This is a genomic window from Flavobacterium sp. OHVDL-2026-0007, assembly GCF_059882335.1.
In genome coordinates this window covers 2,710,217-2,728,342 of the sequence record NZ_CM187612.1, presented here as the reverse complement: position 1 = coordinate 2,728,342, position 18,126 = coordinate 2,710,217, and the positions used below count along the sequence as shown (strand labels likewise).

The 18,126-nt window shown below is 30.6% G+C and carries 18 protein-coding genes; all 18 read left to right on the top strand.

Features of this window, described 5'->3' with window-relative positions; translation table 11 throughout:
- Nucleotides 1-6 precede the first annotated feature (6 nt).
- Nucleotides 7-891 carry an LbetaH domain-containing protein gene (locus tag AC51AA_RS10915; protein WP_500702232.1) on the top strand — a complete coding sequence of 295 codons (885 nt, stop codon included), beginning with the start codon at nucleotides 7-9 and terminating at the stop codon, nucleotides 889-891.
- 40 nt (nucleotides 892-931) lie between these two features.
- On the top strand, nucleotides 932-1,939 hold the full coding sequence (locus tag AC51AA_RS10910) for a ketoacyl-ACP synthase III (protein ID WP_500702230.1): 1,008 nt from the start codon (nucleotides 932-934) through the stop codon (nucleotides 1,937-1,939).
- 13 nt (nucleotides 1,940-1,952) lie between these two features.
- The gene (locus tag AC51AA_RS10905) at nucleotides 1,953-2,183 is read left to right on the top strand and encodes a phosphopantetheine-binding protein (protein ID WP_500702228.1); all 231 of its coding nucleotides are present in this window, start codon (nucleotides 1,953-1,955) and stop codon (nucleotides 2,181-2,183) included.
- Between the two features lie 20 nt (nucleotides 2,184-2,203).
- Entirely contained in the window at nucleotides 2,204-2,932 is a 729-nt protein-coding gene (locus AC51AA_RS10900; protein WP_500702226.1) for an SDR family NAD(P)-dependent oxidoreductase, read from the top strand.
- A gap of 40 nt (nucleotides 2,933-2,972) precedes the next feature.
- Nucleotides 2,973-4,460 (top strand): oligosaccharide flippase family protein, encoded by a 1,488-nt coding sequence (locus AC51AA_RS10895; protein WP_500702224.1) that lies wholly within the window; start codon nucleotides 2,973-2,975, stop codon nucleotides 4,458-4,460.
- Complete coding sequence (locus tag AC51AA_RS10890; protein WP_500702222.1) at nucleotides 4,447-5,577, top strand: glycosyltransferase family 2 protein; 1,131 nt, start codon at nucleotides 4,447-4,449, stop codon at nucleotides 5,575-5,577. Before AC51AA_RS10895 ends, AC51AA_RS10890 begins: the two co-directional genes overlap by 14 nt.
- Nucleotides 5,567-6,820: an O-antigen polymerase gene (locus tag AC51AA_RS10885; protein ID WP_500702220.1), complete on the top strand. Its 1,254-nt coding sequence runs from the start codon at nucleotides 5,567-5,569 to the stop codon at nucleotides 6,818-6,820. The genes AC51AA_RS10890 and AC51AA_RS10885 overlap by 11 nt, the downstream gene beginning before the upstream one ends.
- Entirely contained in the window at nucleotides 6,810-7,775 is a 966-nt protein-coding gene (locus tag AC51AA_RS10880) for a glycosyltransferase (RefSeq protein ID WP_500702218.1), read from the top strand. The genes AC51AA_RS10885 and AC51AA_RS10880 overlap by 11 nt, the downstream gene beginning before the upstream one ends.
- Before the next feature lie 60 nt (nucleotides 7,776-7,835).
- The gene (locus tag AC51AA_RS10875; RefSeq protein WP_500702216.1) at nucleotides 7,836-8,591 is read left to right on the top strand and encodes a glycosyltransferase family 2 protein; all 756 of its coding nucleotides are present in this window, start codon (nucleotides 7,836-7,838) and stop codon (nucleotides 8,589-8,591) included.
- Nucleotides 8,592-8,619: 28 nt separating this feature from the next.
- Nucleotides 8,620-9,510, top strand: a complete 891-nt coding sequence (locus AC51AA_RS10870) for an NAD-dependent epimerase/dehydratase family protein (RefSeq protein WP_500702214.1) — start codon at nucleotides 8,620-8,622, stop codon at nucleotides 9,508-9,510.
- Nucleotides 9,511-9,533: 23 nt separating this feature from the next.
- Nucleotides 9,534-10,499 (top strand): MraY family glycosyltransferase, encoded by a 966-nt coding sequence (locus AC51AA_RS10865; RefSeq protein ID WP_500702211.1) that lies wholly within the window; start codon nucleotides 9,534-9,536, stop codon nucleotides 10,497-10,499.
- Entirely contained in the window at nucleotides 10,496-10,915 is a 420-nt protein-coding gene (locus AC51AA_RS10860) for a cupin domain-containing protein (protein WP_500702209.1), read from the top strand. The genes AC51AA_RS10865 and AC51AA_RS10860 overlap by 4 nt, the downstream gene beginning before the upstream one ends.
- A gap of 102 nt (nucleotides 10,916-11,017) precedes the next feature.
- Nucleotides 11,018-11,566 (top strand): dTDP-4-dehydrorhamnose 3,5-epimerase, encoded by a 549-nt coding sequence (gene rfbC / locus AC51AA_RS10855; RefSeq protein ID WP_500702207.1) that lies wholly within the window; start codon nucleotides 11,018-11,020, stop codon nucleotides 11,564-11,566.
- On the top strand, nucleotides 11,566-12,411 hold the full coding sequence (gene rfbD, locus AC51AA_RS10850; protein WP_500702205.1) for a dTDP-4-dehydrorhamnose reductase: 846 nt from the start codon (nucleotides 11,566-11,568) through the stop codon (nucleotides 12,409-12,411). Before rfbC ends, rfbD begins: the two co-directional genes overlap by 1 nt.
- Before the next feature lie 76 nt (nucleotides 12,412-12,487).
- Entirely contained in the window at nucleotides 12,488-13,372 is an 885-nt protein-coding gene (gene rfbA / locus AC51AA_RS10845) for a glucose-1-phosphate thymidylyltransferase RfbA (protein WP_500702203.1), read from the top strand.
- A gap of 84 nt (nucleotides 13,373-13,456) precedes the next feature.
- Nucleotides 13,457-15,424, top strand: coding sequence for a polysaccharide biosynthesis protein (locus AC51AA_RS10840; protein WP_500702199.1), 1,968 nt, complete (start codon nucleotides 13,457-13,459; stop codon nucleotides 15,422-15,424).
- Between the two features lie 296 nt (nucleotides 15,425-15,720).
- Nucleotides 15,721-17,154 carry an MBOAT family O-acyltransferase gene (locus AC51AA_RS10835; RefSeq protein ID WP_500702197.1) on the top strand — a complete coding sequence of 478 codons (1,434 nt, stop codon included), beginning with the start codon at nucleotides 15,721-15,723 and terminating at the stop codon, nucleotides 17,152-17,154.
- On the top strand, nucleotides 17,154-18,035 hold the full coding sequence (locus AC51AA_RS10830) for a hypothetical protein (RefSeq protein WP_500702194.1): 882 nt from the start codon (nucleotides 17,154-17,156) through the stop codon (nucleotides 18,033-18,035). Before AC51AA_RS10835 ends, AC51AA_RS10830 begins: the two co-directional genes overlap by 1 nt.
- Nucleotides 18,036-18,126 lie beyond the last annotated feature (91 nt).

Genomic DNA, 18,126 nt, shown 5'->3' with positions numbered 1-18,126 from the left:
TTTGAAATGAGTAAAAATCAAATTCATAGTTCGGCAAAAATTCATCCAAACGTTGTTTTGGGCGATTACAATAGAATTGGGGAGAATGTTGTAATTGATATAATAGGTAATAATCCGAATGTAATCGTAATTATTGGGGATAATAATATTATCAATGCCAATACTAGAATTTTTATTCATGGTGAGTTTATTGTTGGAGATTGGAATGTTTTTCATAACGATATGCTGATAATGCCTGAAATTTCAGTAAAAATTGGACATAATTGCTGGTTCGGACAAAATACTATTCTTGATGGTGCTGGTGGACTGGAAATTGGGAATGGTGTTCGTGTTGGGATGTATTCGCAAATTTGGACCCATGTGGCAAGTGGAGAGCAAATAGAAGGATGTATATTGTATGCTAAACGTAAGACAGTAATAAATGACGATGTTTGGTTGGTTGGAAGTTGCGTTGTAGGGTCTGGAATTGTTCTTGGAAAGAGAAGCACAGCTTTGATTAATTCAGTCGTAACAAAAGATACTTTACCAGACAAAGCTTATTCAGGAAGTCCAGCAAAAATTATGGAACATGTTAAGTTTTATCTTCCTAAAACTTTAGATGAAAAATTTGACATGCTAAAGCTGTGGATCGAGGAGTTTGTTATAACTAATAAAGATGTTTTTATATTACATACCAATGAAAATGAATTGATTCTTTATAATTTAGTAGAAAAAGAAAGTGTGATTTTTACTAAATCAGAAGTAAAATCTAAAGATTCATCGGAAAGTATATTTTATTTGTTTGATAAAAGCTTTAATAAAACCAATATTACCTCCGAAAGAATGGTTTATAAATTTTTATACAATAACAAAGCAAGATTTATTCCTCAAACGAAAAATTGTTTAAAGTGAGAACTTAATATTAAATTACAAAGTTAATTGTCAAAAAAAAATGGGAGCAGTTATTAAGAATATAGAATATGTCTTTCCTAAAAATAAGGTCAGTAATATTGATTTGGCTAAACGATTTCCAGATTATGATTTTGGAAAATTTGAAGAAAAAGTTGGAATAGTAAATAGGTATTGGGTTGCAGAAAATGAAACTGCATTTGATTTAGCAAAGGGAGCTTGTGATAAGTTGTTAAAGAAAATTGATAAACAGGAAATTGACTATATTTTATACTGTACGCAAAGTCCAGAGTATTTTTTGCCATCTACAGCTTGTTTGTTACAAAATCATTTAGGGTTGAGAAAAGATATTGGGGCGCTAGATTTTAATTTAGGATGTTCAGGTTATGTCTATGGAGTTGGTTTGGCAAAAGGATTAATTAATTCAGGACAGGCAAAAAACATTTTACTAGTCACGGCAGAAACTTATTCAAAGTATTTGCATCCAAATGATCGTTCAAATAGAGCTATTTTTGGTGATGCTGCTACTGCAACATTAATTTCTTTTTCTGATGAAGAATGTATTGGAGAATTTTTATTTGGTACCGATGGTAGTGGTTATGATAAATTAATTGTTAAAAACGGATGTAGTAAATCACCATTTGATGCTGAAGCTATAGAAAGCAATTATGGTTCAAATAATGTCTACACAGATAATCATTTATATATGAACGGTCCAGAGGTTTTTAATTTTACAAGTGATGTAATTCCCAATTTCACAAAAGAAGTTTTGGAAAAAAACAAAAAAAACATTAGCGATGTAAATCAATTTATTTTTCACCAAGCTAATTCATTTATGTTGAATTTTATGCGTAAGAGACTTAAAATTGAAATAGCTGATTTTTATATAGATTTAAAAGATGGAGGCAATACGGTCTCTTGTACAATACCAATTGCGCTTAAAAATTACTCAGAAAACAAGGAGTTTGAAAACCAAGAAATTGTTATTGTTGGTTTTGGGGTTGGACTATCTTGGGCTGGTGGATTAGTAACAATAAAAAATAATTTATAAAATATTTTTAAAGATGAAGAAAGCAGATTTTTTTTTAAGACTACAAGAAGATTTAGAACTTGAAATCGAAGTTAATGGTGATACAAAGGTGAAAGATCTGGATGAATGGGATTCTATGGCAGCGATGGTATTAATTGGTTTAATTAATGAGGAATTTTCGATAACCTTTAATTCTGATGATATTGAAAATATAACAACAGTAGATTCTATAATTCTAAGAATAGGAGTAGATAAGTTTAATTAAAGAATATTTAAATAGATAAAATGAATATACTTTTAACAGGTGCAACTTCTGGTATTGGTTTCGAGACTTTGAAACAATTGGTTGAGGGAGGGCATTTAGTGTATGCGATTGGCAGAGATTTTTCTAAAATTGATTCGTTTATACAAATTAATAAAGACCAAGTCTTAACATATAATTTTGATTTTAATAAAGTAGATCAAATAGATGATTTATTCTCGAGATTTAATCTGGATGGGTTAAAGTTTGATAGCTTAATCCATTGCGCTGGAATTGAAGAAACAATTCCTTTGACATTATACTCCCCGAGTAAAATTCAAAATATATTTGACATAAATGTATTCTCGGGAATTGAGTTGTTAAGGCAATTTACAAAAAAGAAATATTGTAATGACGGTTCAAGTGTTGTGTTTATATCATCAGTAATGGGAGGATTGGGGCAGCCTGGTAAAATAGGATATTGTGCTACAAAAGCAGCAGTGTTAGGTATGGTTAAGGCGAGTGCATTAGAATTTGCAAAAAGAAAAATTAGAGTAAATGCAGTTTTGCCAGGTATTATTAATACCCCAATGACTCAAACTCTATTTGGACAGATGAACGAAAGTCAAGTTGATCAAATAAAAAATATGCATCCGTTGGGTTTTGGCGAAGTTCAAGATGTAGTACCAACAATACTATTTCTTATATCAAGTAAGGCAAGATGGATTACTGGACAAAATTTCATAATAGATGGTGGATACTCCATTCAATAATCTTGTTTACAGAATTAAAAGTATGTTTATAATTTAAAATATGTTTAAAAATATAATCGCCAATTACGTTGGTAAAATTTGGGGGATTATTTCTGTATTTGTTTTTGTTCCTTTTTATATAAAAATATTAGGTATTGAATCTTATGCTGTAATAAATTTCTATACTGTTATTTTGACTATTATGTATTTTGCCGACGGAGGATTATCGGCTACTCTTAATAGAGAAATTGCGAGAAGTACTGATAAGCAGTATATTGGAAATATGCTTTTTACAATAGAAAAAGTATATTTAGCAATTTGTTTATTCATAATGCTTGTTGTTTTCTCCTTTTCAAGGTTAATCGCGGGTAATTGGTTGAATTCAAGTTCTATTTCTACAGATGACCTATCGTTATACATCAGTTTAATGGGGATTAGTGTTGCCTTTCAACTGTTTACAACTTTGCAAAGTAGTGGTTTATTGGGGCTTGAAAAGCAAGTTCTGTCGAACGGAATTCAAGTTTCAAGTAGTGTATGTCGTTCTGCAGTTGTTCTAATACCTCTTTATTTTTACCCTACTCTTTTGACTTTTTTTATCTGGCAAGCATCTGTCAATATAGTTTTCTTTTTTATTACAAGATATAATCTATGGAAATTTGTAAAAACGAACATATCTTATAAATTTGATAAACAAGTCTTAAAAACCGTTGGTAAATTTGCAGGAGGTATGATGTTGATGTCAATCATATCATCTTTAAATACACAAATTGATAAGCTAGTGATAAGTAAACTTTTATCTTTGAAAGAGTTTGGCTATTATGCATTAGCGGGAATTTTTTCTCAAGTTCCAGAACTTATAATAATTCCAATTGCAGTTGCCATATTGCCAAGAATGGTTAAATATTCCGAGAGCGCAGAAAGAGACAAAATCACAAAATTATTTCATGTTAATTCTTTTATATTGTCTTCCTTAGCAACTACTGGAGCGATGATTTTATTTATTTTTACAAAAGACTTTATTTTCATTTGGACTCATGATATTTTAATAGTTCAAAAAATAGAAAGTGTTACAAAAGTTCTTTTACTTGGCGGAGTATTTTTAGCTTTCCAATATATGCCTTATTATTTAGCTATTGCAAATGGGCATACAAGAACAAATGTTAATTTGGGACTAGTTGCAATAGTTTGTATAATTCCAGCTCTAATTTTTTTTGTGACAAAATACGGATTGATTGGAGCTACATATACATGGTTAATTATGAATTTGATTGCATATTTTTATTTAGGTTATTTTATAATTTCAAAATTTTTGAAAGGAGAATTTAAAAGATGGCTAATAAACGGAACGTTGACACCATTATTTATTACAATTTTAATTGGTTTAATCAGTTATTTTTTGACAATTAATTTGCAAAAAGGATATTGGGTAATTCTGTATTCAATTATTATAGGATTAATTTCATTAGTAATAAATTTAATAGTTTTTAACAAACTTAACCCAGATTATAAAATTAATTTAAAAAAAGCATTTCGTGATGGAAGATTATAATTTATTGCTTTCTATTATAATACCGACTAAAAATCGTCATAATCAATTATTAGACACTTTAAGGGCTCATGAATTTTGGCCTGAAAATTTAAAAAAACAAATTGAAATCGTTATTTCTGATAATTCAGATTCTTCAATAGAATTAAATTTATTGGAAGAAATAAAAAATATATTTCCAAACGTTCATTATCAGAATAGTGAAGATTTTTTAACTATTTCAGATAACTTTACTAACGGTTTAAAGATAAGTAAAGGAAAATGGATTGTTTTTATTGGGGATGATGATTTTTTTATGCCTTCAATAATTCAAGCTATAAAAACCAATGAAACTTCAGATGCAGATTGTATTATATATAATCCTAATAAGTATTACTGGAAAAACTGCATATTTGCAAATAAAAACGTAGCAGGCGGTCCAGGGACTTTGGTGTTAACTGATTCATGGGATCTAAGAAAAATCAATCCGAAAGAAGAATTAAGCAAATCTTTAAAAAATGGAGGACTTACCATTGAAAAAATGCCAAGAGCATATCATGGGATAATTAAGCGATCTGTGATGAAGAAATCTTGTTTAGCAGCCTCGGATGAGATGTTATTAGGTTCACCGGATATTTCTATGGCAACAATATTATCTTGTTCTAATATTTCAGTTTTAAGTATATCTGGCAGTCCAACAATTTATGGAGCATCCGAAGGCAGCGGTGGAGGAATGACTACGTCTAAAACTCATGTCCAAACTTTAGACAAAGCTTCATTTTTGTCTAAAAGCTTTAAAATTAAATGGAATGAAACTGTTCCTAAATATTGGTCTGAATATACAGTATTTCCTGCTTCCATCTTATATGTGATTGATGAATATAAGTTAAAACTTCCGGTTAAATTAAATCATGCAGCGATATACATATCGTGTTTGTTTTATGAGATTCAATATTTTAATGAAATTTTGCGTTCATTTAAGTTGCTAAAATCAAAAGAAGTATTTAACTTTTTAATAAAATTTCCTTTTACATGTGTTAGAAAAATAGGAGGAGTGATTATCAGAAGAATTAAAAAGAAAAGAAATAGAGACGTTTTTTATGCTTTAGAGCCAAATGAGATAATAAAATATGATTTCTAAAAAAAAATATAAAATTCCTTTGCATGACATTAGACTATATATTGTTATGCATGGTATCTTACTCTTCTTATTAAGGCCTTATTTGACATATAAGAACGGAGCTAATGTTATCACTGGAATGATAAATGATAGTGTTTATTTTATTTCTTTTGTTATTGGTATAGTAGCATTTCTAATAATGCTGATTACTGTTTTGAATACTAAAAGTGAAGGCCAGGGTAGCAGTTTTTATGTTAGTGTTTCACTAATTAAATTTAATCGTTTTTTACTAGTTTTTTTATTATGGTTTGTATTTTATGTAGCTTTCAATTTAGATAGATTAAAACTAGGATTGTTTGAATTAATGTTTCAGCCTCAAGTTGATTTTATTCAATCAAATAGTACTTTTATTTCAAATAGTTTAACAGGAATATATCCCATATTTATAATAGCGGCTTTTTCTATTGACATTAAAAAAAAACTGAAATTAATTACCATTATTTGTTTAATAATTTTCGCCTTACCAATAGGTATTATCTCAGGGTCTAAAAGCTTAGTTTTGAATCCTTTATTTCTAATATTATTACGATATTCGGCAAAGAATAAAGGGTTGCCTCTTGTGCCCTTATTTGTGATAATGATAATTGGTATACCTCTTTTTGCAAGTTTAGAGTTGGTTAGGCATGAAGGGCTGATGGGTTTGACAAGTTTTTTTTCTAGTAAAAATGATAGTTTTCAATTAGATAATGTTCTTTTAGTTGCTACTAATAGATTTTATGGAACAGATATATTATACTCTATAATTTACTATCATCAATCTTTAGATAGGCCTTATCTCTTCGGAAGTTCATTATTGGGCCTAGTTTTTTTTATTATTCCGAGGGCACTATGGGAGAATAAGCCTATAATTTCTTTTGGTAAAGTTGTGTCAGATGAATATTTAGGAAGTGAATTTTGGTCTACAGGTATATCGGCGGCGCCAACTTGGATTGGTGAATTGTTTGCGAATTTTGGTTATTTTTCGCTGCTTTTTTATGTTGTTAGTGTGTTTTTTATCATGAGACATATATCTAAATGTTATTCGTCTCGAGCTAGTGCATGGAAAAAAGTTTATTATTTTCCAATTGCATTTACAACACTTTGTTTTTTTCAGGAAGCGTCAATAGCAGGGTGGATACTTCAGCTTTTGACTTTTGCATTTTTATGTTATTTTTTTTCTGTTCTATTGCATGGTAAATATTATTCGTTTAAAAATGGAATATAAATATATTGGGTTTGATGGTCATTACGGAGGGGATGAGTATGAAAAGGTTTTGTGTGAAAAAATATTAATTAATTTTCCTTACATCGATTTTACAAGGAAAACTGTAAAAAGAAAAGGAGGAATTCGAAGTGTCCCCGGTCTTGTGAAATTATTATTTTTTGGACAAACTTGTAAAGGTAGGATCGTGAGACCGTTCGGAACTCCTATTTTCCGACAAAATATGACAGTCATTTTACATCATTACGATCAAAGTGGGTCTCCTTATTACACAAAAATATTAGAATATACTGATAAACTTTGTTTGAAGTTACTATCTAAAATTTTAAACATTAAATTTATTACTGTCTCAAAACATTGGTCAATTTGGGTAAAAGAAAATTTTAAGAAGCAATCTTTTATAATTTATAATGATGTAGAGTTAAATTTAGATATTATAAGAGATAAGAAATATTTGGCTGATAAATATAAATTTGATTTTTCGAAAAAATGGATTTTTTTAGGTGGTAATCAGCCTAAAAAAGGAGGCACTTTACTAATTAAACATTTGGAGGAAACATTTTCAGATAATTTGCAAAATATTCAAATAATACAGACTGGTTCTAATTTAAATGAAGAAAATAAGCTTTCTGTAGTTAGATGGATTGAATCTGTCGATTATCTATCATTTATTAGTTGCTGTGATATTGTAATTGCGAATTCTCAATTTAACGAAGGATGGTGTAGAATTTTACACGAAGCAGCATTATTAGATATACCTATTGCGGGTTCTGGTAAAGGAGGAATGGGGGAATTGTTAGAATTAGCAAATGGAAAATCATCATATACAATTGAGGAGTTAAGTCAAATGATTATAAATGAAGGAATTTGTTTTAAACCTAGTAAAACTAAGCTAAAGAAATTAAAAGAAATTTCAGACAATAATTTAGGAACTTGGATTAAGGAGATAACTTCTTAATTATGTATTTATCTCAATGCATTGAATTTTTAATTAAGTTTTTTTAAAATAAATTGTAATATGGATAGTTCCAAAGTTTCAATTATTACTCCATTGTATAATTCCGAAAATTTTATTGCGGAAACAATTCAATCAGTAATAGCCCAGACGTATACTAACTGGGAAATGTTAATTGTTGATGACTGCTCAACAGATAATTCTAAATCTATAATAGAAGGATTTCTTAAACTAGATGATAGAATAAAATATTTTACGACAAATTCTCCATCAGGTTCACCAACTATTCCTAGAAATATTGGTATAGAGAAGGCTACCGGAAGATTTATTGCTTTTTTGGATAGTGACGATTTATGGAATTCAGATAAACTCCAATTGCAAATACCATTATTTGATGATGAAAAGGTAGGTATTGTTTATTCAAATTATGAAAAAATAAATGAAGATGGAGAATCTAATGAAAGATTTATTGTCGCACCAAATCAAGTTAATTATAGAAACTTACTGAAAGGCAATGTGATTGCTTGTTTAACGGCAGTTTTTGATAGTACAAAATTGAACAAAGTGTATTTTACAAAACAAGGACATGAGGATTATGCTTTTTGGTTGAGCATTCTAAAAAGAGGATTTATTGCAAAAAATGTAAATTTTTTTTTAGCTAAATACCGTGTTCGAAAATCCTCAGTCTCGTCAAATAAGTTTAAAGTAATAAAATGGTATTATAAGATTTATAGACAAAACGAAGGGTTATCTGTATGGTTATCTTTCTATTATGTAAGTATTGCATTATTTAGATCATTTTTTAAATATGTTAAATAATTAAGAATATATATAAAATAAAATAAAAGTGAAAATTTTACTTACAGGTGCTACTGGATTTCTTGGGAAAATTATTTCTGATGAACTTAGCAGGGAGCATGAAATCATCAAGTTGTCTAGGAAATCGGTAGATTATAATGTCTCACTAGATAAAGAAACAGTTGATTTTAGTGAATCTTTTGATATTGTAATTCATTCTGCGGGAAAAGCACATTTTTCTCCTAAAAAAGAAAGTGAAAAGAAAGTTTTTTATGATGTAAATGTTGTTGGCACAGAAAACTTACTAAAAAGTCTAGAAAGAATAGAGACACCTAAGCAATTTGTTTTTATTAGTTCTGTTTCTGTATATGGACAAGATACCGGTACAAAGATAAATGAGGATTATCCTTTAAATGCTAGTGATCCTTATGGATTGAGTAAAATTAAAGCTGAAAAAGTTGTAATGGAGTGGTGCATGGAAAATAAAGTAGTATGTACAATTTTAAGATTACCATTACTGGTAGGTAAGAACCCCCCAGGCAACTTAGGAGCAATGTTAAAAGCTATTGAGAAAGGTTATTATTTTAATATTGATGGTGGTAAAGCAAGAAAAAGTATGATTTTGGCTAAAGATGTAGCTTCTTTTATCTCATTAAGTTATAAAATAGGGGGTATTTATAATCTTACTGATGGAATACATCCCAGCTTTGCTGAATTAAGTGTGGCGATTTTAGAAAAGAAATTTTTTAGCTTACCTTTAAAACTTGGTAAATATATTAGTATAGTTGGTGATTATTTAGGCTCTAAGGCACCTCTTAATTCGAGTAAATTTAAAAAAATAACATCTGATTTAACTTTTGATGATTCTAAAGCAAGAGCTATTGTAAGATGGAAATCAGAGGCAGTTTTAAGTTATCTTAGGAAGGAAAAAATATCTTAAGTAAACATAATTAAATTTAAAATATGGAATATATCATACTTGGCACTCTTCTTACGATTATTATGGTGCTTTATTTTAAAGTAGCAGATCGTTATAATATTATTGATAAGCCAAATCAAAGAAGCTCGCATAGCGAAATAACATTAAGGGGAGGGGGAATAATTTTTTGGGTTTCTTCTTTGCTTTATTTTATATTACATCATCAAAATTATTATTTTTTCTTTACAGGAATAACTTTGGTAAGTGTAATAAGTTTTTGGGATGATATCCAAAATTTATCGAATAAAATCAGAGTTTCAATTCATTTTATTGCTATTACATTGATGTTTTATGATTTGGGATTGTTTACTTTAGTTCCGTTTTGGCAAATTATAATTGCATACATTCTGGCCATTGGATTAATTAATGCCTATAATTTTATGGATGGTATTAATGGTATTACAGGATTATATACCTTAGTAGTTATGGGAGCGTTGTTATATGTAAATACATTTGTCCAATTATTTACAGATAGTGGTCTAATTAAATATGCAATGATGGCAAGTTTGATTTTTCTATTTTTTAATTTTAGAAAAAAGGCCAAATGTTTTGCAGGAGATATCGGAAGTATTGCTATAGCATTTTGGATAATTTATTTGGTGTTAAAGCTTGTTTTGATGACAAATTCTCTTATATGGCTTTTATTTTTATCTGTTTACGGAGTTGATGCCATTTGTACTATTATGCATCGATTATATTTAAAAGAAAACATTTTTGAGGCTCACAGGCTACATTTATACCAAGTTTTGAGTAATGAATATAAAATAGAGCACAGATTAGTTTCTTTGTTTTATGCTATTACGCAAATACTAATTTGCATTATAGTGATTATATTATATCAAAAAATAGTAGATTCAGTATTGTTTGCAATTGTTATTATACCTTTACTTATTGTCTATAGTTTGAAATTTTATTTGTTGAACAAAAGCAATTTAAAATTAAATACATGATTCCTAAAATAATTCAAGGAGGGGATTTTTCAGATCATCGAGGAACAATTTCATATGTCAATGATTTTAGCTTTGCCAATATCGAGAGATTTTACGTCATTAGTAATTCTGATGAAAATCCTGTTCGTGCATGGCAAGGACATAAATTAGATGCGAAAAATTTTTATTGTTTAAGTGGATCTTTTAAGATTCATTTTGTGAAAATTGATAATTGGGAAAGTCCTTCAAGAGATTTAAGTGTTGAATCAGTATTAGTATCTGAGTTTGATAGTAAAGTTGTTCATATTCCAGCAGGTTACGCTAATGCCATCGAGTCTTTAGAAAGTAATTCAAAATTAATTTCGTTTTCAACGTTACCATTAATACATGTTGCTGATGATGATGTACGGTATGACTTTGATTATTGGAAGATTTAAATATAGATAAATATTTTTTAAGTAATCACAAAATTTTAGATTTGAGTGTAAGAGTATTAGATTAACAAGGGAGATTTAAATATTTGAGAGTAAAATAAAAAGATGAAAGTTAAAGAAACGTCTATAAAAGATTTGATAATTATTGAACCAATAGTTTTTGGGGACGAAAGAGGTTATTTTTTTGAGGCCTATAGTAAAACTAAATTTGAAGATTTAGGAATTGATATTGAGTTTGTTCAAGACAATCAGTCTTTTTCTAAGAAAGGAACTTTAAGAGGTTTGCATTATCAAAATCCACCATTTGCACAAACAAAACTGGTGCGCGTCTTAGAGGGTGAAATTATTGATGTAGCAGTTGATTTAAGAAGAAATTCACCTACATTTGGTAATGTATTCAGTGTTTTATTATCTGGACAAAATAAAAAGCAATTATTAGTACCGCAGGGTTTTGCTCATGGTTTTTCTGTTATTAGCGAAACGGCATCCGTGATGTATAAATGTGATCAATTTTATAATAAGGATTCTGAAGGTGGAATTAAATATGATGATCCTTCGTTGAATATTGATTGGGGACTGGATTTAAAAGAAGCAATAGTTTCTGAAAAAGATCAAATACTTCCTTTTATAGATAATTGTAATAGCTTGTTTTAATGAAAAAAATATTAGTAACAGGCGCAAACGGACAATTAGGATCAGAACTTTCCGTTTTATCTTCTGTATATCCTCAATATGATTGGATTTTCGCAGATAGAAGTATGGTTACTCTGAATGATTTAGAATTGCTTCAAGATCAATTAAGATCAATTGATCCAGATGTTGTATTAAATTGTGCTGCTTACACGGCGGTTGATAAAGCTGAAACTGAAAAGGAAGTCGCTTTTACTGTAAATCATTTGGCTGTTGAAGCAATCGCAAAATATACAGCAAAAAAAAGAGTAAAATTAATTCATATATCTACGGATTATGTTTTTGACGGGGCTTCATCAAAAGCTTTGAAAGAAGATGCTGAAACCAATCCGATTAATGTATATGGAGCCAGTAAAAGGGCGGGTGAAGTAGCCTGTTTAAAGAAAAATCCAAATTCAATAATTATAAGAACTTCTTGGGTTTATAGTAAGTTCGGGAATAATTTTGTTAAAACTATGCAACGCTTGATGCAGGAAAGAGATGAGATCAATGTTGTAAATGATCAAGTAGGTTCTCCAACGTATGCCGCTGACCTAGCCCATGCAATGATTGAAATCTTAGAATCTTCCGATTGGATCCCTGGGATTTATAATTATTCAAACGAAGGTGAAATAAGTTGGTACGAATTTGCATTGGCTATAAAAGAATATGGATCGTACGACTGTAATGTGGTAGGAATTCCTTCGATTTCGTATCCAACGGTTGCCAAACGTCCAGAGTTTTCATTGTTGGATAAAAGAAAAATTAAAAAAAATTACAGTTTAGATATTCGCAATTATAAAGAAAGTTTAAAAGAGATGTTTTTGTGAAATTTTTGATAATTTTAAGTTTGAAGTACAGAAGTTTCAATAATAGTTCGGATTATAAGTCCTAATATTAAAATAAATGAAAGGAATAATTTTAGCAGGAGGTTCCGGTACCCGTTTACATCCCTTAACTCTGGCCATGAGTAAACAAATGATGCCAGTTTATGATAAGCCAATGATTTATTATCCATTGTCTACATTGATGATGGCTGGGATAAATGAAATACTCATTATTTCAACACCTCATGACTTACCAAATTTTAAAAAGCTTTTCGGTGATGGCACTAAGTTAGGTTGTAAATTCAGTTATGCGGAACAGGCCATTCCCAATGGATTGGCACAAGCTTTTGTAATTGGGGAGGAATTTATTGGAAATGACGATGTGGCTTTAATATTGGGAGATAACATATTTTTCGGATCTAATATGCAAGAGCTTTTAAAATCAAATACAAAACCTGAAGGAGGTATTGTTTTTGCTTACCATGTTTCCGATCCTCAACGATATGGCGTGGTTGAATTTGATGAGAATTTAAAAGCGATTTCTATTGAGGAAAAACCAGAGGAGCCAAAATCAAATTATGCAGTACCAGGATTGTATTTTTATGATAATTCGGTTGTCGAGATAGCAAAAAATATTAAACCAAGTGCACGTGGAGAGTACGAAATTACGGATGTTAATAAGGTGTATTTAGAAAAAAAAGCTCTAAAAGTTGGTATTTTAAGTAGAGGAACAGCTTGGTTAGATACAGGAACATTTAATAGTCTGATGCAGGCAGGTCAATTTGTTCAGGTGCTGGAAGAAAGGCAAGGTTTAAAGGTTGGTTGTATCGAGGAGATAGCGTGGAGACAAGGATTTATAAATGACGTTCAACTCGAAGAACTTGCATTACCATTAGTGAAATCCGGATATGGATCCTATTTGATAGAATTTTTAAAACAAAAAAGAAAAGGTGTTAAAATTTAATTTATAGCTTTAAATAATTTATTAAACCTTTAATTTGTATTTTTGTGAGGCATATAAAGCTTACAAAAATTAAACTGAACAAAATTGAATACAGACAAACAAACCAAAATAACCTCTTTATTGCTTAATTCTTTTTCACCAAGGAATTTGAAGGCAAGCATTAATAATCTTAGCTATTTGCCGAGATGGATCATTATTGCCATAGATATACTGGTCCTCATTTTTTCGTTTTCATTTACCTATATGTTATTTGAAGGAACTGCATTAGGCTATATTATTACTTCACATGACTTTTATTTTGTTGCTAGTTTAATTATAGCCAACATCTTTTTCTTTTGGTTGTTTAGAACCTATTCGGGGATTATTCGACATTCATCGTATATTGATGCAATTAAGCTCTTGTTTTCTCAAATGTCTGTTTTGGTGTTTTTTTTATTTTTCAATTTAGTTTTTGAATTGTATACTGGACATAAGGCATTCTTGAATACGGCACTTTTTATTAATTTAGTATTGTCATTTTGTGGTTTGTTTTTATATCGTGTAATTGTAAAGCAAACCTTTGAATTGTATTTTGCAGAGAAAACAAATACAAAGTTAATTCGAACAGTGATTTATGGGACAGATGCCAATGCTATTTCTGTAGCTAACGCATTGAAATTTGAAACTCCTTCTCGCTTTAAAATTGTTGGGTTTGTAGATAAGAACAATCAAAATGCGTCTAAGCGAATGTTAGATTTGCCAATTTTGATTTTAAGAAAAAAATTACCTGCTTTGATGCGTTCTGTTGCGGCAGAAGGTGTAATTATAGCCGATAAGAGTTTGTCTAAAGAAGAACAATTGATTATAGTGGATCAATGTTTAGAATTCAATTATAGAGTCTATACAGTTCCGCTAATTTCGGATTGGGAAAATCAAAAAGAAATTTCTCAAAAAGTAAAGAATATTCAGATTGAGGATTTATTAGAAAGGAAACCGATAGTATTAGATAGCAAATCTATTTCGAAACAATTAAAAGATAAAACGATTCTAATTACAGGTGCTGCCGGATCTATAGGTAGCGAAATCGTGCGTCAGGTACTTGGGTTTAAACCCAAAATGGTGATTATTTTAGATCATGCGGAGACTCCTCTTCATAACTTATGTTTGGAAACTGCAGCTATGGATTCGCAAACAAAAATTGTTGCAGTGGTTGCTGATGTAAGGAGTAAGAAAGCTTTAGAGAAAACGTTTAAAAATTACAATCCGCATGTTGTTTTTCATGCTGCGGCTTATAAGCACGTTCCTTTGATGGAAGAAAATCCTTCTCAGGCCATTCAGACCAATATTAAAGGGACTAAAAATTTAGCTGATTTAGCGTGTAAGTATCATGTAAAGAAATTTGTGATGGTTTCAACGGACAAAGCCGTTAATCCGAGTAATGTCATGGGAGCCAGCAAACGTATTGCTGAGAAATATGTACAGTCTTTATTTTTGAAAAATAAAAGTGAAAATATTCCTGGTGTTACTAAGTTTATTACCACACGTTTTGGAAATGTCTTAGGATCTAACGGATCAGTAGTGCCTTTGTTTACTAAACAAATTGCTGAAGGTGGACCACTTACGATTACGCATCCAGATATTATTCGTTATTTTATGACGATTCCTGAGGCTTGCCAGTTGGTTTTGGAAGCTGGAGCAATGGGTAATGGAGGTGAGATTTATATCTTTGATATGGGTAAGCCAGTTAAAATTATTGATTTGGCTAGAAAAATGATCAAGCTTGCTGGTTTTATTCCGGATAAGGAGATCATGATAAAAATTGTTGGGTTAAGGCCTGGTGAGAAATTATACGAAGAATTATTAAACGATACTTCTAAAACGTTGCCGACCTATCATGAAAAAATCATGATCGCTCAAGAGATACAGGATGAGTACGAAAATTTGCATACAGATGTAGAGGAGCTTATTGGTATTGCTGATTTTTATGACAACGAAGATATAGTGACCAAAATGAAAAAAATTGTTCCCGAGTTTAAAAGTATGAATTCTACTTTTGAAGTTCTGGATAAGTAATGTTTTACTAGTAAATAAGGTGAATTTTAATTCATAATAGATATTCAAAAAGGTGTTTTTTTTAAAACGCCTTTTTTGCATTTTATATAATTAGCATAAGTGAAAAAATCCTGTTAATTTGAGGATTTGAGTAGATTTGATGGTGTTAAATAGCGAAATGAGATCTTGGGCTGCGTAGATGTTTATTCAAGTCTTGAGTGTTACTGATTGCTTTTAGGAGTTGTATTGGTGTTTACTAGAGGTTGAAAGATTATAAGAATGCAACTTGTTGCAATATTTAAAATAATAAAATAAGTATGTTTTTTAATTCTTTAGCGTTTGCTATTTTTTTACCAATTGTTTTCTTTTTGTATTGGTTTGTCTTTAATAAAAACAAAAGCACGCAGAATGCTTTGTTAATTATTGCCAGTTATTACTTTTATTCTTGTTGGGATTGGAGATTTCTATTTTTATTAGTGTTCTCTACTTTTCTAGATTATTATACGGGTATTCAAATTGAAAAAAGTAAATCAGAAAAAAGTCGTAAGTTTTGGTTTTGGCTGAGTATATTAGTGAATTTAGGTTTCTTAGGGATTTTTAAGTATTATAACTTTTTTGCTGCTTCGTTCGCTGAATTACTGACATCAGTTGGACTTAAAGCAAGTCCAATTTTACTTAATGTCATTCTTCCTGTAGGTATCTCTTTTTATACTTTTCATGGATTATCTTATGTGATTGATATTTACTATAAACGAATCAAAGCAGAATATAACTTTGTGGATTATTCGTTATTTGTGAGCTATTTTCCACTTTTAGTAGCGGGTCCTATCGAGAGAGCTACTCATTTATTGCCACAAGTAAAAGTAAAGCGTGAGTTCAACTTTCAGATGGCCAAAGAAGGGGTGTGTCAAATCATTTGGGGACTGGTCAAAAAAGTGGTTATCGCAGATACTTGTGCTACTTATGCCAATGCTATTTTTGATAATTATACTTCGATGAATTCGTTCTCTCTTATATTGGGAGCAGTGTATTTTGCGTTTCAGATTTATGGGGACTTTTCAGGATATTCCGATATCGCATTGGGGGTTTCGAAGTTGTTTGGTTTAGACTTGTTACGCAACTTCAATTATCCTTATTTCTCAAGAGACATCGCTGAGTTTTGGCGTCGTTGGCATATTTCACTTTCTTCGTGGTTTAGGGATTACTTATACATTCCATTAGGGGGAAGTAAGGGAGGTCTTGGGATGAAAATCAGAAACACCTTTATCATCTTTGTTGTAAGTGGTTTTTGGCATGGTGCCAATTGGACTTATGTCGTCTGGGGATTTATTAATGCGGTGTACTTTCTGCCGTTGCTTTTAAAAAGTAGCAACCGAAATAATATGGATGCGATTGTTTTAAGATGGGACTTAGGCTCTGTTAAGGTAATGATGAGTATACTGTATACTTTCTTATTGACTTGTGTGGCTTGGGTGTTTTTTAGAGCCAGAACCATAGCAGACGCTGTAGCCTATTTAAAGCGTGTAATTACGGATCGTAATTTTGCTTGGCAGTATTTAGATAACGAACGTTATAACTATGAGTTATTACTTTTGATTGGCGTCTTTGTAGTGATCGAATGGAATAATCGTACTAAAGTAGAGCCACTATCCGGAAAACAAAATCTATTGCGCTTGGGTCTTGCTGTAATGGCGATATTGGCTTTCGGAACCTTTTCAGATTATAAAGAATTTATATATTTTCAGTTTTAATGAAGAATTTTTTAATTTATACAGCCAAGATTATCGTTGTATTGGTGTTAATCGCTATTGCATTAGATGGACTGTATACGATGGTTTTTATGCAATCTAAGAATAGAGGGAAGATAGAGACAGTAGTTAATGCTAAGCCACAGAAGTTGGATGTGGTGATATTGGGCTCGTCTAGAGCGAATAACCATTTTGTGTCTCAGATGTTCGAGGATAAAGGCTTGAAAACATTTAACTATGGTATGAGTGGAGGACATTTATTTGAGGCCTCTTTAATGCTTAAATTAATGGTAGAAAGAAAGTATGTAATCAAGAATGTAATTCTGGAAGCAGATTTGAATCTTTCTAATGATCAGGAAGCAGAAGGTATCTCAGCCAAGTTTCTGCCTTACATCTATAATTCAGAAGTGATCAAAGAACATTTCTCTCATGAAGACAATTTTACTGCCTTGTACTATATTCCGTTTTACAGATACATCAAATATGAGACTAAGATTGGTTTTAGGGAGGTGTATAAAGTGGCACTGGGAGAGAAAACCAATGCCCTGGATAATTTAGGCTACTATCCACTGGTGAAACATAAAAATGGCAATATGAAAAACAATATTGTCAATCTTAATCCATTGTCTCACAATAAGTATTACGAGGAAATTAAAAGTATCTGTAAAGCCAATAATATTAATTTTATCGCGGTAATGACGCCTATGTGTGAAAATGTAGTAGGTATGAATTATTTTGATAAAGTAAAAAAAGCGTATCCAGAAATTCATAACTACGAAAACGTAGTGATTGAAAATAACTATTTTGCCTCTTGTGGTCACATGAATGATGCTGGTGCAAGAATTTTTACCGCTCGAATATTAAAAGACTTTTTTAATAAATAAGAGCACAATTGAAATTGGTTGCGATATAATAGTATCACAAAAGCCATTTGATTATAAGCAAGGCAAAATCTCGTTACATTTCTGTAGTAGG

Coding starts and splice junctions, on each gene's coding strand:
- AC51AA_RS10900 (WP_500702226.1), top strand. CDS start 2,204: ATGAATATACTTTTAACAGGTGCAACTTCTGGTATTGGTTTCGAGACT.
- AC51AA_RS10835 (WP_500702197.1), top strand. CDS start 15,721: ATGTTTTTTAATTCTTTAGCGTTTGCTATTTTTTTACCAATTGTTTTC.
- rfbA (WP_500702203.1), top strand. CDS start 12,488: ATGAAAGGAATAATTTTAGCAGGAGGTTCCGGTACCCGTTTACATCCC.
- rfbC (WP_500702207.1), top strand. CDS start 11,018: ATGAAAGTTAAAGAAACGTCTATAAAAGATTTGATAATTATTGAACCA.
- AC51AA_RS10830 (WP_500702194.1), top strand. CDS start 17,154: ATGAAGAATTTTTTAATTTATACAGCCAAGATTATCGTTGTATTGGTG.
- rfbD (WP_500702205.1), top strand. CDS start 11,566: ATGAAAAAAATATTAGTAACAGGCGCAAACGGACAATTAGGATCAGAA.
- AC51AA_RS10885 (WP_500702220.1), top strand. CDS start 5,567: ATGATTTCTAAAAAAAAATATAAAATTCCTTTGCATGACATTAGACTA.
- AC51AA_RS10860 (WP_500702209.1), top strand. CDS start 10,496: ATGATTCCTAAAATAATTCAAGGAGGGGATTTTTCAGATCATCGAGGA.
- AC51AA_RS10880 (WP_500702218.1), top strand. CDS start 6,810: ATGGAATATAAATATATTGGGTTTGATGGTCATTACGGAGGGGATGAG.
- AC51AA_RS10895 (WP_500702224.1), top strand. CDS start 2,973: ATGTTTAAAAATATAATCGCCAATTACGTTGGTAAAATTTGGGGGATT.
- AC51AA_RS10890 (WP_500702222.1), top strand. CDS start 4,447: ATGGAAGATTATAATTTATTGCTTTCTATTATAATACCGACTAAAAAT.
- AC51AA_RS10865 (WP_500702211.1), top strand. CDS start 9,534: ATGGAATATATCATACTTGGCACTCTTCTTACGATTATTATGGTGCTT.
- AC51AA_RS10910 (WP_500702230.1), top strand. CDS start 932: ATGGGAGCAGTTATTAAGAATATAGAATATGTCTTTCCTAAAAATAAG.
- AC51AA_RS10875 (WP_500702216.1), top strand. CDS start 7,836: ATGGATAGTTCCAAAGTTTCAATTATTACTCCATTGTATAATTCCGAA.
- AC51AA_RS10915 (WP_500702232.1), top strand. CDS start 7: ATGAGTAAAAATCAAATTCATAGTTCGGCAAAAATTCATCCAAACGTT.
- AC51AA_RS10905 (WP_500702228.1), top strand. CDS start 1,953: ATGAAGAAAGCAGATTTTTTTTTAAGACTACAAGAAGATTTAGAACTT.